General features: G+C 63.8%; 16 protein-coding genes and 1 riboswitch. Of the genes, 5 read left to right on the forward strand and 11 right to left on the reverse strand.

Features of this window, described 5'->3' with window-relative positions; all coding sequences use genetic code 11:
* Nucleotides 1-59: 59 nt before the first annotated feature.
* From ABOA88_RS13325 to ABOA88_RS13350, 6 genes are all read right to left on the reverse strand, one after another.
* Nucleotides 60-1,046 (reverse strand): esterase-like activity of phytase family protein, encoded by a 987-nt coding sequence (locus ABOA88_RS13325; protein ID WP_367851631.1) that lies wholly within the window; start codon nucleotides 1,044-1,046, stop codon nucleotides 60-62.
* Entirely contained in the window at nucleotides 1,043-2,947 is a 1,905-nt protein-coding gene (parE, locus tag ABOA88_RS13330) for a DNA topoisomerase IV subunit B (RefSeq protein ID WP_196169295.1), read from the reverse strand. The genes ABOA88_RS13325 and parE overlap by 4 nt, the downstream gene beginning before the upstream one ends.
* 35 nt (nucleotides 2,948-2,982) lie before the next feature.
* Entirely contained in the window at nucleotides 2,983-3,591 is a 609-nt protein-coding gene (locus ABOA88_RS13335; RefSeq protein WP_196169296.1) for a YqiA/YcfP family alpha/beta fold hydrolase, read from the reverse strand.
* Nucleotides 3,592-3,765: 174 nt separating this feature from the next.
* Nucleotides 3,766-4,581 (reverse strand): 3',5'-cyclic-AMP phosphodiesterase, encoded by an 816-nt coding sequence (gene cpdA / locus ABOA88_RS13340; RefSeq protein ID WP_367851630.1) that lies wholly within the window; start codon nucleotides 4,579-4,581, stop codon nucleotides 3,766-3,768.
* Between the two features lie 85 nt (nucleotides 4,582-4,666).
* Complete coding sequence (locus tag ABOA88_RS13345) at nucleotides 4,667-5,119, reverse strand: DUF1249 domain-containing protein (protein ID WP_070090498.1); 453 nt, start codon at nucleotides 5,117-5,119, stop codon at nucleotides 4,667-4,669.
* On the reverse strand, nucleotides 5,110-5,727 hold the full coding sequence (locus ABOA88_RS13350; RefSeq protein ID WP_043207336.1) for an NUDIX domain-containing protein: 618 nt from the start codon (nucleotides 5,725-5,727) through the stop codon (nucleotides 5,110-5,112). Before ABOA88_RS13350 ends, ABOA88_RS13345 begins: the two co-directional genes overlap by 10 nt.
* 184 nt (nucleotides 5,728-5,911) lie before the next feature.
* Here ABOA88_RS13350 and ABOA88_RS13355 point away from each other — a divergent pair, with 184 nt between their 5' ends.
* Nucleotides 5,912-6,658 (forward strand): RsiV family protein, encoded by a 747-nt coding sequence (locus tag ABOA88_RS13355; RefSeq protein ID WP_367851629.1) that lies wholly within the window; start codon nucleotides 5,912-5,914, stop codon nucleotides 6,656-6,658.
* Here the strand turns inward: ABOA88_RS13355 and cytX are convergent.
* Both cytX and thiC read right to left on the reverse strand, forming a co-directional pair.
* Nucleotides 6,627-7,910: a putative hydroxymethylpyrimidine transporter CytX gene (gene cytX, locus ABOA88_RS13360; protein WP_196169299.1), complete on the reverse strand. Its 1,284-nt coding sequence runs from the start codon at nucleotides 7,908-7,910 to the stop codon at nucleotides 6,627-6,629. The two genes, ABOA88_RS13355 and cytX, sit on opposite strands and share 32 nt — an antisense overlap.
* A gap of 189 nt (nucleotides 7,911-8,099) precedes the next feature.
* Nucleotides 8,100-9,986: a phosphomethylpyrimidine synthase ThiC gene (gene thiC / locus ABOA88_RS13365; RefSeq protein WP_043207332.1), complete on the reverse strand. Its 1,887-nt coding sequence runs from the start codon at nucleotides 9,984-9,986 to the stop codon at nucleotides 8,100-8,102.
* A gap of 141 nt (nucleotides 9,987-10,127) precedes the next feature.
* Nucleotides 10,128-10,234, reverse strand: a riboswitch (TPP riboswitch).
* A gap of 153 nt (nucleotides 10,235-10,387) precedes the next feature.
* On the opposite strand from thiC, the gene ABOA88_RS13370 reads away from it, so the two are divergent.
* Nucleotides 10,388-11,818, forward strand: coding sequence for a TolC family outer membrane protein (locus ABOA88_RS13370; protein WP_196169300.1), 1,431 nt, complete (start codon nucleotides 10,388-10,390; stop codon nucleotides 11,816-11,818).
* 77 nt (nucleotides 11,819-11,895) lie between these two features.
* Here the strand turns inward: ABOA88_RS13370 and ABOA88_RS13375 are convergent, their stop codons facing one another.
* From ABOA88_RS13375 to ABOA88_RS13385, 3 genes are all read right to left on the reverse strand, one after another.
* On the reverse strand, nucleotides 11,896-12,345 hold the full coding sequence (locus ABOA88_RS13375; protein ID WP_196169301.1) for a hypothetical protein: 450 nt from the start codon (nucleotides 12,343-12,345) through the stop codon (nucleotides 11,896-11,898).
* Nucleotides 12,346-12,449: 104 nt separating this feature from the next.
* Nucleotides 12,450-13,718, reverse strand: a complete 1,269-nt coding sequence (gene waaA / locus ABOA88_RS13380) for a lipid IV(A) 3-deoxy-D-manno-octulosonic acid transferase (RefSeq protein ID WP_367851628.1) — start codon at nucleotides 13,716-13,718, stop codon at nucleotides 12,450-12,452.
* Between the two features lie 51 nt (nucleotides 13,719-13,769).
* Nucleotides 13,770-14,660: a LysR family transcriptional regulator gene (locus ABOA88_RS13385; RefSeq protein ID WP_196169303.1), complete on the reverse strand. Its 891-nt coding sequence runs from the start codon at nucleotides 14,658-14,660 to the stop codon at nucleotides 13,770-13,772.
* 88 nt (nucleotides 14,661-14,748) lie between these two features.
* Here ABOA88_RS13385 and ABOA88_RS13390 point away from each other — a divergent pair, with 88 nt between their 5' ends.
* From ABOA88_RS13390 to ABOA88_RS13400, 3 genes are all read left to right on the forward strand, one after another.
* Nucleotides 14,749-15,081 (forward strand): DMT family transporter, encoded by a 333-nt coding sequence (locus ABOA88_RS13390; RefSeq protein WP_043207325.1) that lies wholly within the window; start codon nucleotides 14,749-14,751, stop codon nucleotides 15,079-15,081.
* Between the two features lie 231 nt (nucleotides 15,082-15,312).
* On the forward strand, nucleotides 15,313-16,488 hold the full coding sequence (locus ABOA88_RS13395; protein WP_367851627.1) for an NAD(P)/FAD-dependent oxidoreductase: 1,176 nt from the start codon (nucleotides 15,313-15,315) through the stop codon (nucleotides 16,486-16,488).
* Nucleotides 16,485-17,297 carry an aldo/keto reductase gene (locus ABOA88_RS13400; protein WP_196169305.1) on the forward strand — a complete coding sequence of 271 codons (813 nt, stop codon included), beginning with the start codon at nucleotides 16,485-16,487 and terminating at the stop codon, nucleotides 17,295-17,297. Before ABOA88_RS13395 ends, ABOA88_RS13400 begins: the two co-directional genes overlap by 4 nt.
* Nucleotides 17,298-17,333: the final 36 nt, after the last annotated feature.

Genomic DNA, 17,333 nt, shown 5'->3' on the forward strand with positions numbered 1-17,333 from the left:
AGGTTCTGGCACGACGGCAATTACCGCCGCGCCGGGTAAATTCAAATCAGCCGGCAAGCCTACGGCTTGGCGTTCCAGCCACCTTCAGGGGCCGCGAAACGCCAGACGATTGGACGAGCCTCGCCATCGGCACGGTCGCCGTTGTTGTTGTCCACACCCACCCAGGCGCCTTTGGCGTCGATCACCAATGCCTCGGCCAGCCCATACGGCTGGTCGTAGCGGCGCGATTCCACCAATGCATCGGCGGCGAACGACCAGCAACGCTCGACCTGCCCATTCTCGCTATCACGGCGGCAGATGCGATAGGCGTTGCGTTCGAGGGTGTACAGTTTGCCCTCGTACCAGGCCAGGTCGGAGAAGTCCCGCGCCATGGCCTGTGGGTTGGGCATCTGCTCGGGCTGCATCTCGACGCCCGCCTCGCTGAGCAACACACAGCTGCGTGCGCAGTTCCAGACCGACTGCTGGCGTTCGACCAGCAGCAACCCACGTCGCTCACGCTCGGCCGCCAGCCACAGACGATCACCGGACGGGTGGATTGCCAGCCCTTCGAACAGCGCATTGAAGTGCAGTAGCATGCCGCTGGCACGCGCCTGGCGAACCATGGCCGGGTCGATCTTCAACCAGCGCGGCTCGCCATCGACAGGCAGTTGCAACACCGCGGCATGGGCTTCGCTGATCAGATAGAAGTTGCCGGCCTTATCACAGGTGATGCCCTCGAAGTCCAGCTCGCCGCCACGGATATAAGACGCCGCCCAGTTGCGCGACTTCAATCCCCAGGGCAGGCCACTCTCCGGCACCGGTGGCGGGGTGAAAGTCAGTGGCTGGGCACGCCAGGTCCGGTCCTGCTGATCGAGGCGGTAGATGCGGTCGTCGTCCCGGTCGGACACCGTCCACAAAGCCCCACGGCACCAGGCCAGGCCCGACAGGTTGCCTCCGCGCATGCCGTCGACCGGGTGCTCCTCGCTCATCTTGAGCGCCGGCCAGTTGGCCGCCAGGCTCGGCAAGGCGACCAACAGCAGGCAAACCGCTGCAATCAGGCGGGTCAAACCAGTACCTCGGCGAGGTTACCCTTGGTCTCCAGCCAGCTCTTGCGATCGCCGGCGCGCTTCTTGGCCAGCAGCATGTCCATGATCTCGGTGGTGCCCTGCACATCGTCCAGGGTCAGCTGGACCAAGCGCCGAGTGTTCGGATCCATGGTGGTCTCGCGCAACTGCGGTGGGTTCATCTCGCCCAGGCCCTTGAATCGGGTGACCTGCGGCTTGCCACGTTTCTTCTCGGCCACCAGGCGGTCCAGGATGCCGTCGCGTTCTGCCTCGTCGAGGGCGTAGTAGATTTCCTTGCCCAGGTCGATGCGATACAGCGGCGGCATGGCCACATACACGTGACCGGCTTCCACCAGCGGGCGGAAGTGCTGAACGAACAAGGCACATAGCAACGTGGCGATGTGCAGACCGTCGGAGTCGGCGTCGGCGAGGATGCAGATCTTGCCGTAGCGCAACTGCGACAGGTCCGCAGCGCCCGGATCGACACCGATGGCCACGGCGATGTTGTGCACCTCCTGGCTGGCGAGGACTTCGCCACCGTCGACTTCCCAGGTATTGAGGATCTTGCCGCGCAGCGGCAGGATCGCCTGGAACTCCTTGTCACGCGCCTGTTTGGCCGAACCACCGGCCGAGTCACCCTCGACCAGGAACAGCTCGGCACGCATCGGGTCCTGGCCTGCACAGTCGGCCAGCTTGCCAGGCAGCGCCGGCCCCTGGGTGATGCGCTTGCGTTCGACCTTCTTGCTCGCCTTCAGACGGCGTCCGGCGTTGCTGATGGCCAGCTCCGCCAGTTGCATGCCCAGCTCGGGGTGGGCATTGAGCCACAGGCTGAACGCATCCTTGACCACGCCGGAAACAAACGCCGCCGCCTCACGGGAGGACAGGCGCTCCTTGGTCTGACCGGAGAACTGCGGCTCTTGCATCTTCATGGACAAGACGAAGCAGATGCGCTCCCAGACGTCCTCGGGCGCCAGCTTGACGCCACGCGGCAGCAGGTTGCGGAACTCGCAAAACTCGCGCATTGCATCCAGCAACCCCTGGCGCAGCCCGTTGACATGCGTACCGCCCTGGGCGGTGGGGATCAGGTTGACATAGCTTTCCTGGACGCTGTCGCCGCCCTCGGGAAGCCACAACAAGGCCCAGTCGACCGCCTCCTTGTTGCCTGCGAGGCTGCCGCAGAACGGCTCGTCAGGCAGACGCACGAACTCGCTGACCGAGTCGACCAGGTAAGAGCGCAGGCCGTCCTCGTAATGCCATTCGACCTTTTCGCCGCTGGCTTTGTCTTCGAAACTGACTAAAAGGCCTGGGCAAAGCACGGCCTTGGCCTTGAGCACATGCTTGAGACGGCTGATGGAAAATTTAGGTGAATCGAAGTACTTCGGATCGGGGCTGAAATAGACACTGGTGCCGGTATTGCGCTTGCCAACAGTGCCGACCACCTCCAGTTCGCTGGCCTTGTAGCCATCGGCGAAGGTCATCTGGTACTCGGTGCCATCACGCTTGACGCGCACGCGTACCTGGCTGGACAAGGCGTTGACCACCGAAATGCCCACCCCATGCAGGCCGCCGGAGAACTGGTAGTTCTTGTTGGAGAACTTGCCGCCAGCGTGCAGCTTGGTGAGGATCAGCTCGACCCCGGACACCCCTTCCTCGGGGTGAATGTCCACCGGCATGCCGCGACCGTCGTCGCAGACTTCCAGCGAGTGGTCGGCGTGGAGAATCACCTGTACCGAACGGGCGTGGCCGGCCAGGGCTTCGTCGACACTGTTGTCGATGACTTCCTGGGCCAGGTGGTTGGGCCGGCTGGTATCGGTATACATGCCCGGCCGCTTGCGGACCGGATCAAGGCCCGAGAGGACTTCGATGGCGTCTGCGTTATAGGCGCTAGCGCTGGGATTGGCCATGGGTTCTCGTCGTCAGTCTGGTGAATGCAAAAAGATCAAAATACAGAAAAATCGAGCGCCGCATACTGCCCACGCGCAATGCCGGCGTAGGCCAGCAATGCCGGCAGGTGCTCGGCGAAGCCCTGGAAACTGTGGTCGCCGCCAGCCTGGATGCGCAGGGCACAGGCTCGGTAATAGCGCTCGGCATGGCGATAATCCAGGGTTTCGTCGGCGGTCTGCAACCATACCTGATAGCGGTTGGCATCCTGCGGGGGCGGCACCTCCAGCTCGGCCAGGGCTTGTACATGATCCAGGGTGAGCTCCCAGGTCTCGTCGGTGTAGAGGTTGCGCTGGGTACCGAGGTATCCGTCGAACAGCCGGTGCGGTCCGACCGCCGGGTTGATGAGCAGTGCCTTCAGGCCATGGCGCTCGGCCAGGTAGGTGGCATAGTAGCCGCCGAGCGAACTGCCCACCAGCAAGGGGTGGCCCAGCTCGGCGATGGCCCCTTCGAGCTGGGCAATGGCTTGGCGTGGGTGGTGATGCAGGGCAGGCACTCGCAGTTGATCGGCCAGGCCCAGTTGCTGCATCACCGCCTCAAGCTGGAGCGCCTTCCTCGACAGCGGCGAGCTGTTGAAGCCATGGATATAAAGGATGGAACCCGACATGCTGCCCCCGGAGTGTACTGCGGCGCGCCCGTCCGTGCGGGCGCAGGGACGCGCAGTGTAGCCTGTTCGCTGGGTTTTGGCGCAGCTTCGGGCTTTTCGCAACAAATTCTTCAAGCCGTAGACAGCAAGAGCTTGGCCCTTGTTCGCGGGCCCTCACCCGGAGCACACCGAGCCTCAATACCCCGGACTGTTGAAGTCCAGCTGTACTTCGAAATCCCGGGCCCGCTCGAACCCGCTCTCGACCCGCCCATCGCCATGCAAGCGCAACCACCGGTAGCCCGGCTGCTCCTCACTGACCTGGAAGTCCTCACTGCTGGGCGCGAACTGGATGCAAGTCGAGGGCGTGGCCAGGAGTCGAACACCTTCACGCCGCTCATCCCAGGGCTGGTGAATATGCCCCCAGAGCACTGCCCTTACCTGTGGATAACCGCGCAGTCGCTTCCACAGTTCATCGGCATTGCGCAGGCCGATCGGCGCGATCCAGGCACAACCGACATCCACCGGCTGATGGTGCAGGCAGACCAGACAGTGGCGCTCCCCCGCACCAATCAGGGCTTGGTCCAGCAGGGCCAGTTGATCGTCGGCGAGCCAACCATGGGTGGCATCGGGCACATTCGAGTTGAGCATGACAATGCGCCAGGCGCCCAGATCGGTCACGGCCTGCACCAAGTCGCTGCCCTGCGCGAACTCGGCCATCACCTTGGCCTCGTCGTGATTGCCCGGCAGCCAGCGGCTCGGCGCATCCAACACCGCCGTCAGCTGGCGGAAGGCTTCATAGGACGCGACGCTGCCATCCTGGGAAAGATCACCAGTGCACAGCAGCAGGTCCGGCTGCGGCTGCTCGCGGCGCACCTGCTCGACCACATGGCGCAAGCTGTCTCGGGTATTCATGCCCAGCAGGGTAGCGCCCGCATCCGCGAACAGGTGGGCATCGGTCAGTTGCACCACCTTCAGGGGTGCCGGAGCTTGAGGGAGATTGGATTGCGGCAACGGCCGGTTCCTCGAACGGATTCAGCGCGATTATGGGATGCCGAAGGGCCGTGAGCAAAGGGCTGAAACCGACCGCCGTCACATTTCAGCGAACGGCTTCCAACTCATGGCCGCAGGCCAGGCAATGACTGAGCCATTCACCCAGGAACAGGTTGAGCTGGGCTTTTTCGTCTGGCTGGTGCATGGCCGCGTTGGGATAGGGGTAAATGCTGCGCAGGCGCCGGGTATGCTCGGCGCTGACCACTTCGGCCATGCGTGCGTCGTGGTACACCTGCACCTCCAGGTGCGGTACCGGCAACCACGGCAGGCTGTGTTCCTGACGCACGCGCAAGGTGGTGGTGTAAGGGCAGGCCAGCAGCACGTCAAGCACCAGCACGCCCAGCATCTGGTCACCTTGGGTCATGCCGATGCGCCGCGAGCTCTGGGTGGTGCGCATGTCTGGCAACAGGCGCATCAGGCGGGCGTAGTTGGCCTCGCAGGCTGCCTGCAGCCCGGCCAGGTCGACCCGATAGCGCTCGCGTAACAGGTTCACGACCACATTCCTCGCACTTCCGCACGGTTCAGCGCCAACCATTGCAGGCCGATGATGGTCGCGGCGTTGCAGATACGCCCATCCCGCACAGCCTGCAGGGCGTCCTCGAACGACCAGACGCGCACGCGGATGTCCTCGCCCTCTTCCTCCAGACCATGCAGCCCGCCGGCGCCTTCGCTGGAGCAGCGGCCGAGGAACAGGTGCACGTACTCGTCACTGCCTCCGGGCGACGGGAAGTAGCGGGTCATGGGCCACAGTGCGCTGAAGGTCAGGCCGGCTTCCTCCTGGGCTTCGCGATGGGCGACCTCCTCCGGCTCCTCGTCCTTGTCGATGAGCCCGGCGACCATCTCGATCAGCCAAGGGTTCTCGACCTTGCCCAGGGCACCGACGCGGAACTGCTCGATCAGTACCACCTCGTCACGCTGAGGATCGTATGGCAGCACACAGACCGCATCATGGCGCACGAACAGTTCCCGGCTGATCTCCCGCCCCATGCCGCCAGCGAACAACTCATGGCGCAAGCGCACCTTGTCGAGCCGGTAGAAGCCCTGGAAGCAGTTGGCCTGCTCGACGATCTCGACCGCCTTGGGCACTGAATTCAACGTATCTGACATGGGAATCCTCGTTACCTCATTTACCGCATCGCGCCATCCTACTCTGCGAGCCGCCGTGTTTCACCCCTTTCCAGTGACCGTTCAGGCAGCCAGGACAGAGCGTCTCTACTCTGTTAGCTTAGTGGCGAACTGAAGGCCGCGCTGACGGTCGAAGCTCGACTCCATCTGTTCTGCAAGGATCATCATGACGCTTGTCAAACTGACTTCCGTGGCTGTGCTGGCATTGGCCCTTGGCGCCTGCCAAAGCCTGTTCGAGCCCAACTACCGAGCCCCGCTCGAGGTCAAGCGCGACGCCTGGGAACACGTCAAGCCCGGTTGCAGCGAAAGCGACTGCCCGCTGGTGAATATCGACACCATTCATTTTCCGGCCCTGCCCAAGCTCGACGCCATCGTCGAACAGCGCCTGCTGCAGCTGACCGAAGACAACCAGCGCAGCACCGCGCCTACCTCGCTGCAAGCCTACGAGCAGCAATACCTGGCCAGTGCCGAGAAACGCAACAGCAGCTACCTGCAGGCCAAGGTACGCGAGCAGCATGACGGGCTGGTGATCATCGAACTGTCCAGCTACCTGGACAGCGGCGGCGCCCACGGCATGCCGGGGCGCGGGTTCATCAACTATTCGCGCAAGCTGGACAAGGTCCTGACCCTGCAGGACATGCTGCTGCCCGGCCAGGAGGAGACCTTCTGGAAGACAGTCGAGGAGTCCCACCGCGCCTGGATGATCAGCACCGGCATGGACAAGGACCCCGAGTTCGTCAAGACGTGGCCGTTCCGCAAGTCCCCGCACGTGGCGCTGACCTATGGTGCGGTGGTGGTCAAGTACGAAGTCTATGCCATTGCGCCCTATTCCATGGGCCACATCGAACTGAAGATCCCCTACCCACGCCTCAATGGCGTGCTCAAGCCCGAGCTGTTTCCTGGCCGCGGTTGAGGCTCAGCAGGCCATGCAGTACCCCTGCCAGCAGCAGTGCCGGCAGGGTCGCCCCAAGCTCCGGTGCGACATTGGCCATGAAGTGATACGCCGCCACCCCCACCGCCCAGGCGACCAGCGCCTGCCAGTGTAAGCCACTGATCGCAGCCGGCATCTGCCGACGACGAATGACGAAGTGGTCCATCAGCACGACACCGAACAACGGCGCGAATACCGATCCGATCAACAGCAAGAAGTTCTGGTACTGCGCCAGCGGCGCCAGCAGGGCGATCAATGTGCACAGCACACCGATGGCCAGGGCCAGGTGCTCGACCTTCATGCGCACCAGCAAACCAGTAGACACTGCAGCCGAGTGGATGTCGGCAAAAGCGTTCTCCGACTCATCCAACAAGATCAGCAGCAGGGGAATGCCCAGCCCTGCGCCCGCCAAGGCCAGCAGCAGTGCATTGACTTCACCGCTTGGCGCGAAGGCCAGGGTGTAGGCCACGCCCAGGCTCATCAGCCAGGCATTGCCAATGAAAAAGCCCAGCGCCGTGCCGCCGAACACGCGACTGGCACGCTGGCCGAAACGTGAGTAGTCGGCGATCAGCGGCAACCACGACAACGGCATGGCAATGACGATGTCAAAGCCCACCGCCAGCGACATCGAACCGTCGCCCGCCTGGCGCCACAGGGCCGCCAGGTCCGCTTTGGCGAACAGGTTCCAGGTCAGCCACAGGCACGCCCCTAGCAGCAGCCAGATACCCCATTTGCGCAGCACCTTGCGCACGAAGGTCAGTGGGCCGCTCACCGCCAGCAAAGTGGCCAGAGCGCCAAAGCACAAGGTCCAGAGCAGTGGGCTGCTCCAGCCGCTGCCCTCGCCGAACGCCCGGGTGCCGAGCAGGCTGGCGGCATCGCGCATGACGATGATCTCAAACGAACCCCAGCCCACCAGTTGCAACAAGTTGAGCAGCGCCGGCAGACGCGCGCCATGACGCCCCAGGCTCAGGCGCAGGGTGGCCATGGCCGATAGCCCAGTGTCGCTGCCGATGACCCCGGCCGCCGCCAACAGCAGCACGCCTACCGCGGAGCCCAGCACGATCGCCAACACCGAGCCTGCCAAGCCAAGGCCTGGAGCCAGCAGCCCACCGACCTGCAGGACCATCAGGCCAATGCCAAGGGAGAACCAAAGGGAAAACAGGTCGCGGGCACCGAACTGGCGTTGCCCATGGGGGACCGGATGGTCGGGAGAGAAGTGACTGGGAGTGGTCATCGGCGGGCTTACCAGAGTTGTTGTTGGGGATACCGAGTCAAACTGACGAAGGGCACAGCCCTATAGGAGTGGGTTTACCCGCAAATGCGTCAGTGAATTCACCAAAGCATTCGCGGGTAAACCCGCTCCCACAGGGGCGTGCCCCGCACAGAAAAATGTGCCCCTCCCACAGGAAGGGGCCGTGATGCGTTACACCTTTTTGTACAGCTGACTGCCTTCCTGGCGGAACCGCTCGGCCTGCTCGCGCATGCCCTCTTCCACGGACACATCCGTCGCCTCGATACGCTGGTTGGCTGCGTACTCACGGACTTCCTGGGTGATTTTCATGGAGCAGAACTTCGGCCCGCACATAGAGCAGAAGTGCGCGACCTTGGCCGACTCCTTGGGCAACGTCTCGTCATGGAACGCACGGGCGGTGTCCGGGTCCAGCCCGAGGTTGAACTGGTCTTCCCAACGGAACTCGAAGCGTGCCTTGGACAAGGCGTTGTCGCGGATCTGTGCGCCCGGGTGGCCCTTGGCCAGGTCAGCGGCGTGCGCAGCGATCTTGTAGGTGATGATGCCGGTCTTGACGTCGTCCTTGTTCGGCAGGCCCAGGTGCTCCTTGGGCGTCACGTAGCAGAGCATGGCGCAGCCAAACCAGCCGATCATCGCGGCACCGATACCGGAGGTGATGTGGTCGTAACCAGGGGCGATGTCGGTGGTCAGGGGGCCGAGCGTATAGAACGGCGCCTCATCGCAGCACTCGAGCTGCTTGTCCATGTTCTCCTTGATCAACTGCATCGGCACGTGGCCAGGGCCTTCGATCATGCACTGCACGTCATGCTTCCAGGCGATCTTGGTCAGCTCGCCCAGGGTTTCCAGTTCACCGAACTGGGCCGCATCGTTGGCATCGGCAATCGAACCCGGACGCAGGCCGTCGCCCAGCGAGAAGCTGACGTCGTAGGCCTTCATGATTTCGCAGATCTCGTCGAAATGCGTATACAGGAAGTTTTCCTTGTGATGCGCCAGGCACCACTTGGCCATGATCGAACCGCCACGGCTTACGATACCTGTGACCCGCTTGGCGGTCAGCGGTACGTAGCGCAGCAGCACGCCAGCATGGATGGTGAAGTAGTCCACGCCCTGCTCGGCCTGTTCGATCAGGGTGTCGCGGAACAGCTCCCAGGTCAGGTCCTCGGCCACACCGCCGACCTTTTCCAGGGCCTGGTAGATCGGCACGGTGCCGATCGGCACCGGCGAGTTGCGGATGATCCACTCGCGGGTTTCGTGAATGTGCTTGCCGGTGGACAGGTCCATGACGGTATCCGAACCCCAGCGGATGCCCCAGGTCAGCTTGGCCACTTCCTCCTCGATCGAGGAGCCCAGTGCACTGTTGCCGATGTTGCCGTTGATCTTCACCAGGAAGTTGCGGCCGATGATCATCGGCTCAAGCTCCGGGTGGTTGATGTTGGCGGGGATGATCGCGCGGCCGCGGGCGATTTCCTCGCGCACGAACTCAGGGGTGATTTCCTTGGGAATGCTGGCACCGAAGCTGTGCCCGGCGTGCTGCTGGTCCAGCAGGCCAGCGGCGCGGGCCTCCTGCAGCTTCATGTTCTCGCGGATGGCGACGTATTCCATCTCGGCGGTGATGATGCCCTGACGTGCATAGTGCATCTGGGTGACGTTGGCGCCTGGCTTGGCGCGGCGTGGGTTGCGCACGTGGGCAAAGCGCAGCTTGGCCAGTTCGGGATCATTCAGGCGCTGCTGACCGAAATTCGAGCTCAGGCCATCCAGGCGCACGGTATCGCCACGGGCCTCGATCCATGCAGAGCGCACATCGCCCAGGCCTTTGCGCACGTCGATGACAACGTTGGGATCGGTGTAGGGGCCAGAAGTGTCGTACACCAGCACCGGAGCATTCTGCTCACCGCCGAAGTCAGTGGGCGTGTCATGCAGACTGATCTCGCGCATGGGTACGCGGATATCGGGGCGCGAGCCTTCGACATAGACCTTGCGCGAACGGGGGAAAGGTTGCACGGACTGCTGGTCGACTTGCGCCGACTCGCTGAGGTGGATCGATTTTTCTTGTTGGCTCATCACAGGCTCTCCAGACAGCGTGGAATGTCGGGGAGAACCTGAAGGGGCGCGGATACACCTAGGACGGTGTGGTGCCGGATGCGAGAAATGCCTTGAGCTTGAGCTTCGACAATCCCGGACCTGGCACAAGATCTCGCCGGGAAAGCGAGCAATCTTGTTCCCTACGCAGGCGCTAACCTGATCAGGTTCAACGGGATCCGGAACTATCCGATCTCAGCCTTCGATTCAAGGCACCCCGACAAGAACATGCGCAGTCTAGACTCAAGTGGTCGGCAAAGCCAAGCGTGTAGATTGGCGAATGATGAAAGGCACATCAGGCGATTGTTGCCAGGTGCGCCCGGCACTACACTGGCCCATCGTTCGATACTCAACAGTTCAGAAATTCATTTCAAGGATTGCCTATGCTGCGCAAACTCTCACTGGCGATAGCCGTGTCTTGTGCGTCCAACGGAGTGGTCTGGGCAGCGGATATGCCCACGACGGTGAAAACCGACCTGGTCAGCGTCTACCAGGAGGCGGTCGACAACAACGCCGACCTGGCCGCCGCCCGCGCCGACTACGGCGCCCGCCGTGAAGTGGTCCCCCAGGCCCGGGCCGGACTGCTGCCGAACCTGTCGGCCGGTGCCGAGATGCTCAACACCCGCACCAAGATCGACGAGCCGTCCATCACCTCCAACCGCAGCGGCAATTCCTGGAGCGCCACCCTGGCGCAACCGATCTTCCGTGCCGACCGTTGGTTCCAGTTGCAGGCGGCCGAAGCCGTCAACGAACAGGCGGCCCTTGAGCTGTCGGCCACCGAACAGAACCTGATCCTGCAAACCGCCGAAAACTACTTCGCGGTACTGCGCGCCCAGGACAACCTGGCCTCGACCAAAGCAGAGGAAGCGGCTTTCAAGCGCCAGCTTGACCAGTCCAACGAGCGCTTCGACGTCGGCCTTTCGGACAAGACCGACGTGCTGCAGTCCCAGGCCAGTTACGACACCGCCCGGGCCAACCGGATCATCGCCGAGCGCCAGGTACAGGATGCCTTCGAGGCTCTGGTGACCCTGACCAACCGCGAATACAGCTCGATCCAGGGCGTAGTCCATACCCTGCCGGTGCAGGTGCCGACTCCCAACGACGCCAAGGCATGGGTCGACACCGCGGCGCGGCAGAACCTCAACCTGCTTGCCACCAATCATGCCGTGACCGCCGCCGAGGAAACCCTGCGCCAGCGCAAGGCCGGCCACGCCCCGACGCTCGATGCTGTGGCCAAATACCAAAAAGGCGACAACGACAGTCTCGGGTTCACCAACCCCTCGCCGATCGGGCGCTACAGTGGCGACGTGGAGCAGACCAGCATCGGCCTTCAGTTGAACATCCCGATCTACAGCGGCGGGCTGACCAGTTCCCAGGTTCGCGAGGCCTACCAGCGCCTGAGCCAGAGCGAACAGCAGCGCGAAAGCCTGCGTCGTCAGGTGGTGGAGAACACCCGCAACCTGCACCGCGCGGTAAACACTGACGTGGAACAGGTACAGGCGCGCAAGCAATCGATCATTTCCAACCAGAGCGCCCTGGAGGCTACCGAGATCGGCTATCAGGTCGGCACCCGCAACATCGTCGACGTACTCGATGCCCAGCGCCAGCTGTACACCTCGGTGCGCGACTACAACAACAGCCGTTACGACTACATTCTCGACAACCTGCGCCTCAAGCAAGCCGCCGGGACGCTCAGCCCGCAAGACCTGCAGGACTTGGGCCGCTATCTGAAAGCCGACTACAACCCAGACAAGGACTTCCTCCCACCCGACCTGGCAGCGGCGGCGGCAAAGAACTTCGAGCGGCGCCCCTGACGCCGCGCGCTACCGGCTCTTCACGGGCAGCCTGCCCTGCGGCTCGTGAGGAAGCAGGCGCGTGCTGTCGATGCACGTCACTTCATGAAAAAGCGGATGGCATTGTGATCGCCATCGACATGCAGGAAAGACCTGCAATCGGCGTGTGCCTTGCCGATGGACCCGGCGTGGAGTCTGACACGCCGCAGGTCGTACATGATGCTGAAATTGCACGCCTGCCCGCCCGAGACCACGAGGACTTCCTCAACGAAGCTATGCTTTCCCAGTACCTTCGGCACCATCTCCAGCCGGCCCTGATCGCCGTCATCCGTCGACCGACCGGCGTTGCTATTGATGGTGAAGTGCGGCCCTCTCAGGGCGTCGATGAAATATGCCCCGGTGTGCTGGATGCTGGCCTTGGGATCTTGGTGGGTCACGCTCACGCTGGCCCACGGCTCGAAGAACTTCGGGTAATTCGGCTCACCAATCGAGGCCTGTGTCGACAAGGCGGTCATCAGGCCGAACGCGGTGAGTGTCTTGCTGTACATGCGTCTTCTCCTCAAGTCTCCGAGACGCCTGTTGGCGTTCTGGACAGGAGCGTAAGCAGCACGCACAGCGCAAATGGACTATCTGTTTGCCACCTCTGGCGTCCTCAAAGCCATTTGGCCAATGCCTGCACAAGCCGATCCAGCGCCCCTTGATTGGCTTGCATCACGGCCTTGCCCGCCTGCCCCATGCGCCGGGCATCCTGTGGCAGCTCGATCAAGCGGCGTACAGCGCCAGCCAGCCCCTCGGCATCGTCCACCTGCTGCAAGGCACCGGCCTCACGCAACATGGCGCTGATTTCGAGGAAGTTGAACACATGCGGCCCCATGATCACCGGCAAGGCCAGCGCAGCAGGCTCCAGCGGGTTGTGCCCGCCGGTGGCCACCAGGCTTCCGCCGACGAAGGCGATGTCGGCCAGTGCGTAGAGGAACAGCAATTCGCCCATGGTGTCGCCCAGTAGCACCGTGGTCTGACCGGTTACCGGCGTCCCCAAGGAGCGCCGCACCGTGGCGAACTGGTCGCGGCACAAGGCGTACACCGCATCGAAGCGCTCCGGATGACGCGGTACCAGAATCAGCAGCGCATCGCCATGAACCTGCAACAACTGCCGATGGGCCTCCAGAATCAGCGCGTCCTCCCCCTCATGGGTACTGGCGGCGATCCACACCGGGCGGTGCTCGGCGCCCCACTGCTCGCGCAGCGCCCTGGCGCGCGGTTGCAGTTGCTCATCGATCGTCAGGTCGAACTTGATCGAGCCGGTCACCTGCACGCACTCGGGTCGCGCGCCCAAGCTGCGGAAACGCTCGGCCTCGACCTCGGTCTGCACGGCGATCAGGTTCATCTCGGCGAGCATCGGCCCGGTCAGCCCGGCAAAGCGCGCGTAGCCGCGCGCCGAACGCTCGGACAGCCGCGCATTGGCCAAGGCCACCGGGATACCGCGCTTGGTGCATTGGTGAATGTGGTTTGGCCACAGCTCGGTTTCCATGATGATCCCTAGCCGTGGCCGTACATGATCGAGGAAACGCCCGGCGGCCCAGGGCAGATCGTATGGCAGGTAGCAATGCTGGATGCGCGGCTCGTCGGCGAACATCGCACGGATCCGCTCCGACCCGGTCGGCGTCATGCAGGTCAGGGTGATGGGCAAGTCCGGGTAGGCCTTGAGCAGGGCGCGAATCATCGGCGCCGCGGCGATGCTCTCGCCCACCGACACCGCATGCACCCAGATGCCCCCCTGGCGCATGGGCGCAAGCTTGCAGGCAAAGCGCTCGGCGATGCGCTGGCCGTAGGCCGGAGCCTTGCGGGCGCGCAGGTACAGGCGCAGCGCGACCAGCGGCAGGCCCAGGTGAAACAGCAAGGTATAGAGGGTTCTGTTCATGGCGAGGCAGTGTACTAGGAACTGCAGGAAAAGGCCTGCGAGCGGCAGCCCTCAGCCAATCGCCCGCAGGTGCACGGCGAAGCGCTCGGCCAACCATTGCGCCGCCGGCCCCAGCGGTTGGTCGCGGCGCCACGCCAATTCGACCACCAGCGCCGGCGGGCGCCACTCGCTGTCCAGTTCGACCATGTGCGTCTGGTAGGTCGGATACTGCACCACATGCCGCGGCAGCCAGGCCCAGCCCAGGCCACGCATTAGCAGCTCGGCCATGGAATAGAAGCTGTCGGCGCGCCATACCTGCGGACTGATCGCCTCGCCACCAGGATAACCGCTTTGCTGGGGCGTGATCAGCAATTGCCGATGACGCGCCAGTTGCTGACGACTGACCCGTTGCTCGCCGGCCAGCGGATGCCCTACGGCGCAGACCGTGACCATCTCGACGCTGCCCAGCGCCCGACGCTCCAGCGAGGCGGGAATCTGCTCGTGATGGAAGAACAACCCCAGGTCCGCGCGCCGCTCGACCAGCTTGCGCGCCACATCCCCCTGGGCGCCGCTGGCCAGTTGCACCTCGAGGAACGGAAAGCGGGTAGACAGCTCGTCCAAGCTGTCGATCACCGGCTGGTAGGGCATGGCTTCGTCATTGGCTACCCGCAGCAGTGCTTCCTGCCCCCGCATCAATGCCAAGGCCCGGCCGTCCAGACGCTCGCACTGGCGTAGCAACTCGCGGGCATCCTCGAGCAGGGCTGCGCCGCTCTCGGTCAAGCGTGGCTGGCGGCCGCTGCTGCGCTCGAACAAAGTTACGCCCAGGTCTGCCTCCAACAGCGCGATTGCATTGCTGATGGCTGACTGCGCCTTGCGCTGCTCCCGTGCGACAGCAGAAAACGAGCGCAACTCGGCCACCCGCAGGAACAGACGCAACTGATCCAGACTCCACTGCTCAGCCATTCGACCTATCTCCAAGTTAGATAGGTAATGACTTTACCGCATTTCACCAAGGCCTAGAATGCGAGGCCTGGCAACGGAGACTCGCACCATGAACGCATATACCTACCTGACCATCGCCATCTGCGCAGAAGTCATCGCCACCGCTTCCATGAAAGCAGTGAAGGGCTTGAGCACACCGCTGCCACTGCTGCTGATGGTGTGCGGTTACGCCGTGGCGTTCTGGATGCTGACGCTGGTGGTACGCAGCATTCCGGTGGGTATCGCCTACGCCATCTGGTCGGGCCTGGGCATCGTGCTGATCAGCGCGGTGGCGCTGGTGATCTATGGGCAGAAGCTGGACTTCCCGGCCATGCTGGGCATGGCCATGATCGTCGGCGGCGTGGTGGTGATCCAGCTGTTCTCCAAGACCGCGGGACACTGAACGACAGCGCATTTCTTGCACGCCCAAGGGCGGCAAGTGTCTTGCGCTGTGGTGTCCTCTTCAGCAGGCAAACCTGCTCTCTCCGATTCCTCGGCGCTCTCAATAGCACCGCTGTAACGATGGGAGCGGGTTTACCCGCGAACGCGACAACACGGTCTGCACCTCTCCCCGGACAAGCATCGCGCCACAGCCTGTATACTGGGCAACTGTCCCAGTTCTAGAGGTGCCCGCATGCCATCTGCCATTTCCACTGACGTGCTGATCGTCGGCGCCGGGGTCGCAGGCCTCTGGCTCAACGCCCGGCTGCAGCGCCTGGGGTACTCGACCGTACTGGTCGAGCGCGCCAGCCTCGGCGGCGAGCAGACCATCAAGTCCCAGGGCATCATCCACGGCGGTACCAAGTACGCCCTACACGGCGCCCTGACCGGTGCATCGGAGGCCATCGCCGACATGCCTCGCCGCTGGCGCGAAGCATTGGCCGGCAACGGCGAACTCGACCTCGGCAAGACCCGCATTCTCTCCGAAGCCCATTACCTGTGGTCTCCCGGCACCCTGGCCGGCAACCTCACCAGCTTCTTCGCCAGCAAGGCCGTGCGGGGCCGGGTCGATCAGGTCAAGGGCGATCAATTACCCCCTGCCCTGCAGGATCGCGCCTTCAAGGGCAAGGTCTATCGCCTGGCCGAACTGGTCATCGATGTGCCCAGCCTGCTCGCCAACCTGGCCGAACTGGCCGGCGACAGCCTATTGGCCGGTGAGCGCATCGAACCCCTGAAAGAAGGCGAGGAGCTCGTCGGCTTGCGTGTCGATGACCGTGAGATCCGTGCCCAACGCATCGTCCTCAGCGCCGGCGCGGGCACCGAGGCGCTGCTGCAGGCCCTGGGCCTGAGCCAACCCGCCATGCAACGCCGACCACTGCACATGGTCATGGCCAAGGGGCCGAACCTCAAACCGCTCTACGCCCACTGCCTGGGCGGCGGCCCCAAGCCTCGGGTGACCGTCACCACCCACCCAGCTGCGGACGGCCAGTGGGTCTGGTACCTGGGTGGGGATCTGGCCGAGGCCGAGGGGGTCGCCCGCGAGCCTGCGGCGCAGATCGCCGCGGCACAAAAGGAAATCGCCAGCCTGTTGCCGTGGGTCGACCAGAACCCAGTACGCTGGGCCACCCTGCGTGTCGACCGCGCAGAACCTGCGCAATCAGGCCTGGTACGCCCGGACAACGCCTTCCTGGCCGACCAACAGCGCCTGCTGGTGGGCTGGCCGACGAAGCTGGCCCTGGCTCCGGATTTCGCTGATCGCGTCTTGGCGAGCCTGGACCGGGACGGCATCCGCCCCACCGCCCAACCGAACCTGGTCGACGTGCCCCGCCCACCGGTTGGCGTGCCTGCCTGGGAGCAACTGCTGCCATGAGCCTGCCAACCCTGCACGACTTCCATCGCCCGCTGGGCAGCACCGGCCTTAAGGTCTCGCCCCTGGGCCTGGGCACCGTCAAGCTTGGCCGGGACCAGGGCGTCAAGTATCCCACCGGTTTCACCATTCCAGGCGATGACGAGGCCCGGCTGCTGCTGGCCCAGGCGCGTGAGCTGGGCATCAACCTCATCGACACCGCCCCTGCCTATGGCCGCAGCGAAGAACGCCTGGGCCCGCTGTTGCGCGGCCAGCGCGATGAGTGGGTGATCGTCAGCAAAGTGGGCGAGGAGTTCGAGGACGGCCAGTCCCGATTCGACTTCAGCGCCGCCCATACACGCCTGTCGGTGGAGCGCAGCCTGCGTCGTCTGGAGACCGACCGCATCGAGCTGGTGCTGGTGCATTCGGACGGCAACGACCTGGCAATCCTCGAACAGCAAGGCGTCTACCAGGCCCTCGCCGAGCTCAAGCAGGAGGGCAAGATCCTCGGCTATGGCCTGTCCGGCAAGACCGTGGCCGGCGGACTCAAGGCGCTGGAGCAAGGCGACTGTGCCATGGTCACCTACAACCTCAACGAGCAGGCGGAACGCCCGGTGCTGGACTACGCTGCCGAACACGGCAAGGCCATCCTGGTGAAAAAGGCCTTGGCCAGCGGGCACATTTGCCTAGCGCCCGGGGTCGATCCAGTGCAGGCCAGCTTCGAGCTGCTGTTCTCCCACCCTGGGGTGAGCAGTGCTATCGTCGGCACTATCAACCCGTTGCACCTGGCCCATAACGTGGCCACCGTCGCCCGAATCCTGGGACGGCCTTGAATCGCCCAGACGGGCGCCCAACGCAAGGAGGAGCCT

It is taken from the genome of Pseudomonas sp. PKS (assembly GCF_051913525.1).
Taxonomy (GTDB): domain Bacteria; phylum Pseudomonadota; class Gammaproteobacteria; order Pseudomonadales; family Pseudomonadaceae; genus Aquipseudomonas; species Aquipseudomonas guariconensis_D.

Coding starts and splice junctions, on each gene's coding strand:
- cytX (WP_196169299.1), bottom strand. CDS start 7,910: ATGACCACTCCCAGTCACTTCTCTCCCGACCATCCGGTCCCCCATGGG.
- ABOA88_RS13395 (WP_367851627.1), top strand. CDS start 15,313: ATGCCATCTGCCATTTCCACTGACGTGCTGATCGTCGGCGCCGGGGTC.
- ABOA88_RS13335 (WP_196169296.1), bottom strand. CDS start 3,591: ATGTCGGGTTCCATCCTTTATATCCATGGCTTCAACAGCTCGCCGCTG.
- ABOA88_RS13350 (WP_043207336.1), bottom strand. CDS start 5,727: ATGTCAGATACGTTGAATTCAGTGCCCAAGGCGGTCGAGATCGTCGAG.
- ABOA88_RS13370 (WP_196169300.1), top strand. CDS start 10,388: ATGCTGCGCAAACTCTCACTGGCGATAGCCGTGTCTTGTGCGTCCAAC.
- ABOA88_RS13385 (WP_196169303.1), bottom strand. CDS start 14,660: ATGGCTGAGCAGTGGAGTCTGGATCAGTTGCGTCTGTTCCTGCGGGTG.
- ABOA88_RS13375 (WP_196169301.1), bottom strand. CDS start 12,345: ATGTACAGCAAGACACTCACCGCGTTCGGCCTGATGACCGCCTTGTCG.
- thiC (WP_043207332.1), bottom strand. CDS start 9,986: ATGAGCCAACAAGAAAAATCGATCCACCTCAGCGAGTCGGCGCAAGTC.
- waaA (WP_367851628.1), bottom strand. CDS start 13,718: ATGAACAGAACCCTCTATACCTTGCTGTTTCACCTGGGCCTGCCGCTG.
- ABOA88_RS13355 (WP_367851629.1), top strand. CDS start 5,912: ATGACGCTTGTCAAACTGACTTCCGTGGCTGTGCTGGCATTGGCCCTT.
- parE (WP_196169295.1), bottom strand. CDS start 2,947: ATGGCCAATCCCAGCGCTAGCGCCTATAACGCAGACGCCATCGAAGTC.
- ABOA88_RS13390 (WP_043207325.1), top strand. CDS start 14,749: ATGAACGCATATACCTACCTGACCATCGCCATCTGCGCAGAAGTCATC.
- ABOA88_RS13400 (WP_196169305.1), top strand. CDS start 16,485: ATGAGCCTGCCAACCCTGCACGACTTCCATCGCCCGCTGGGCAGCACC.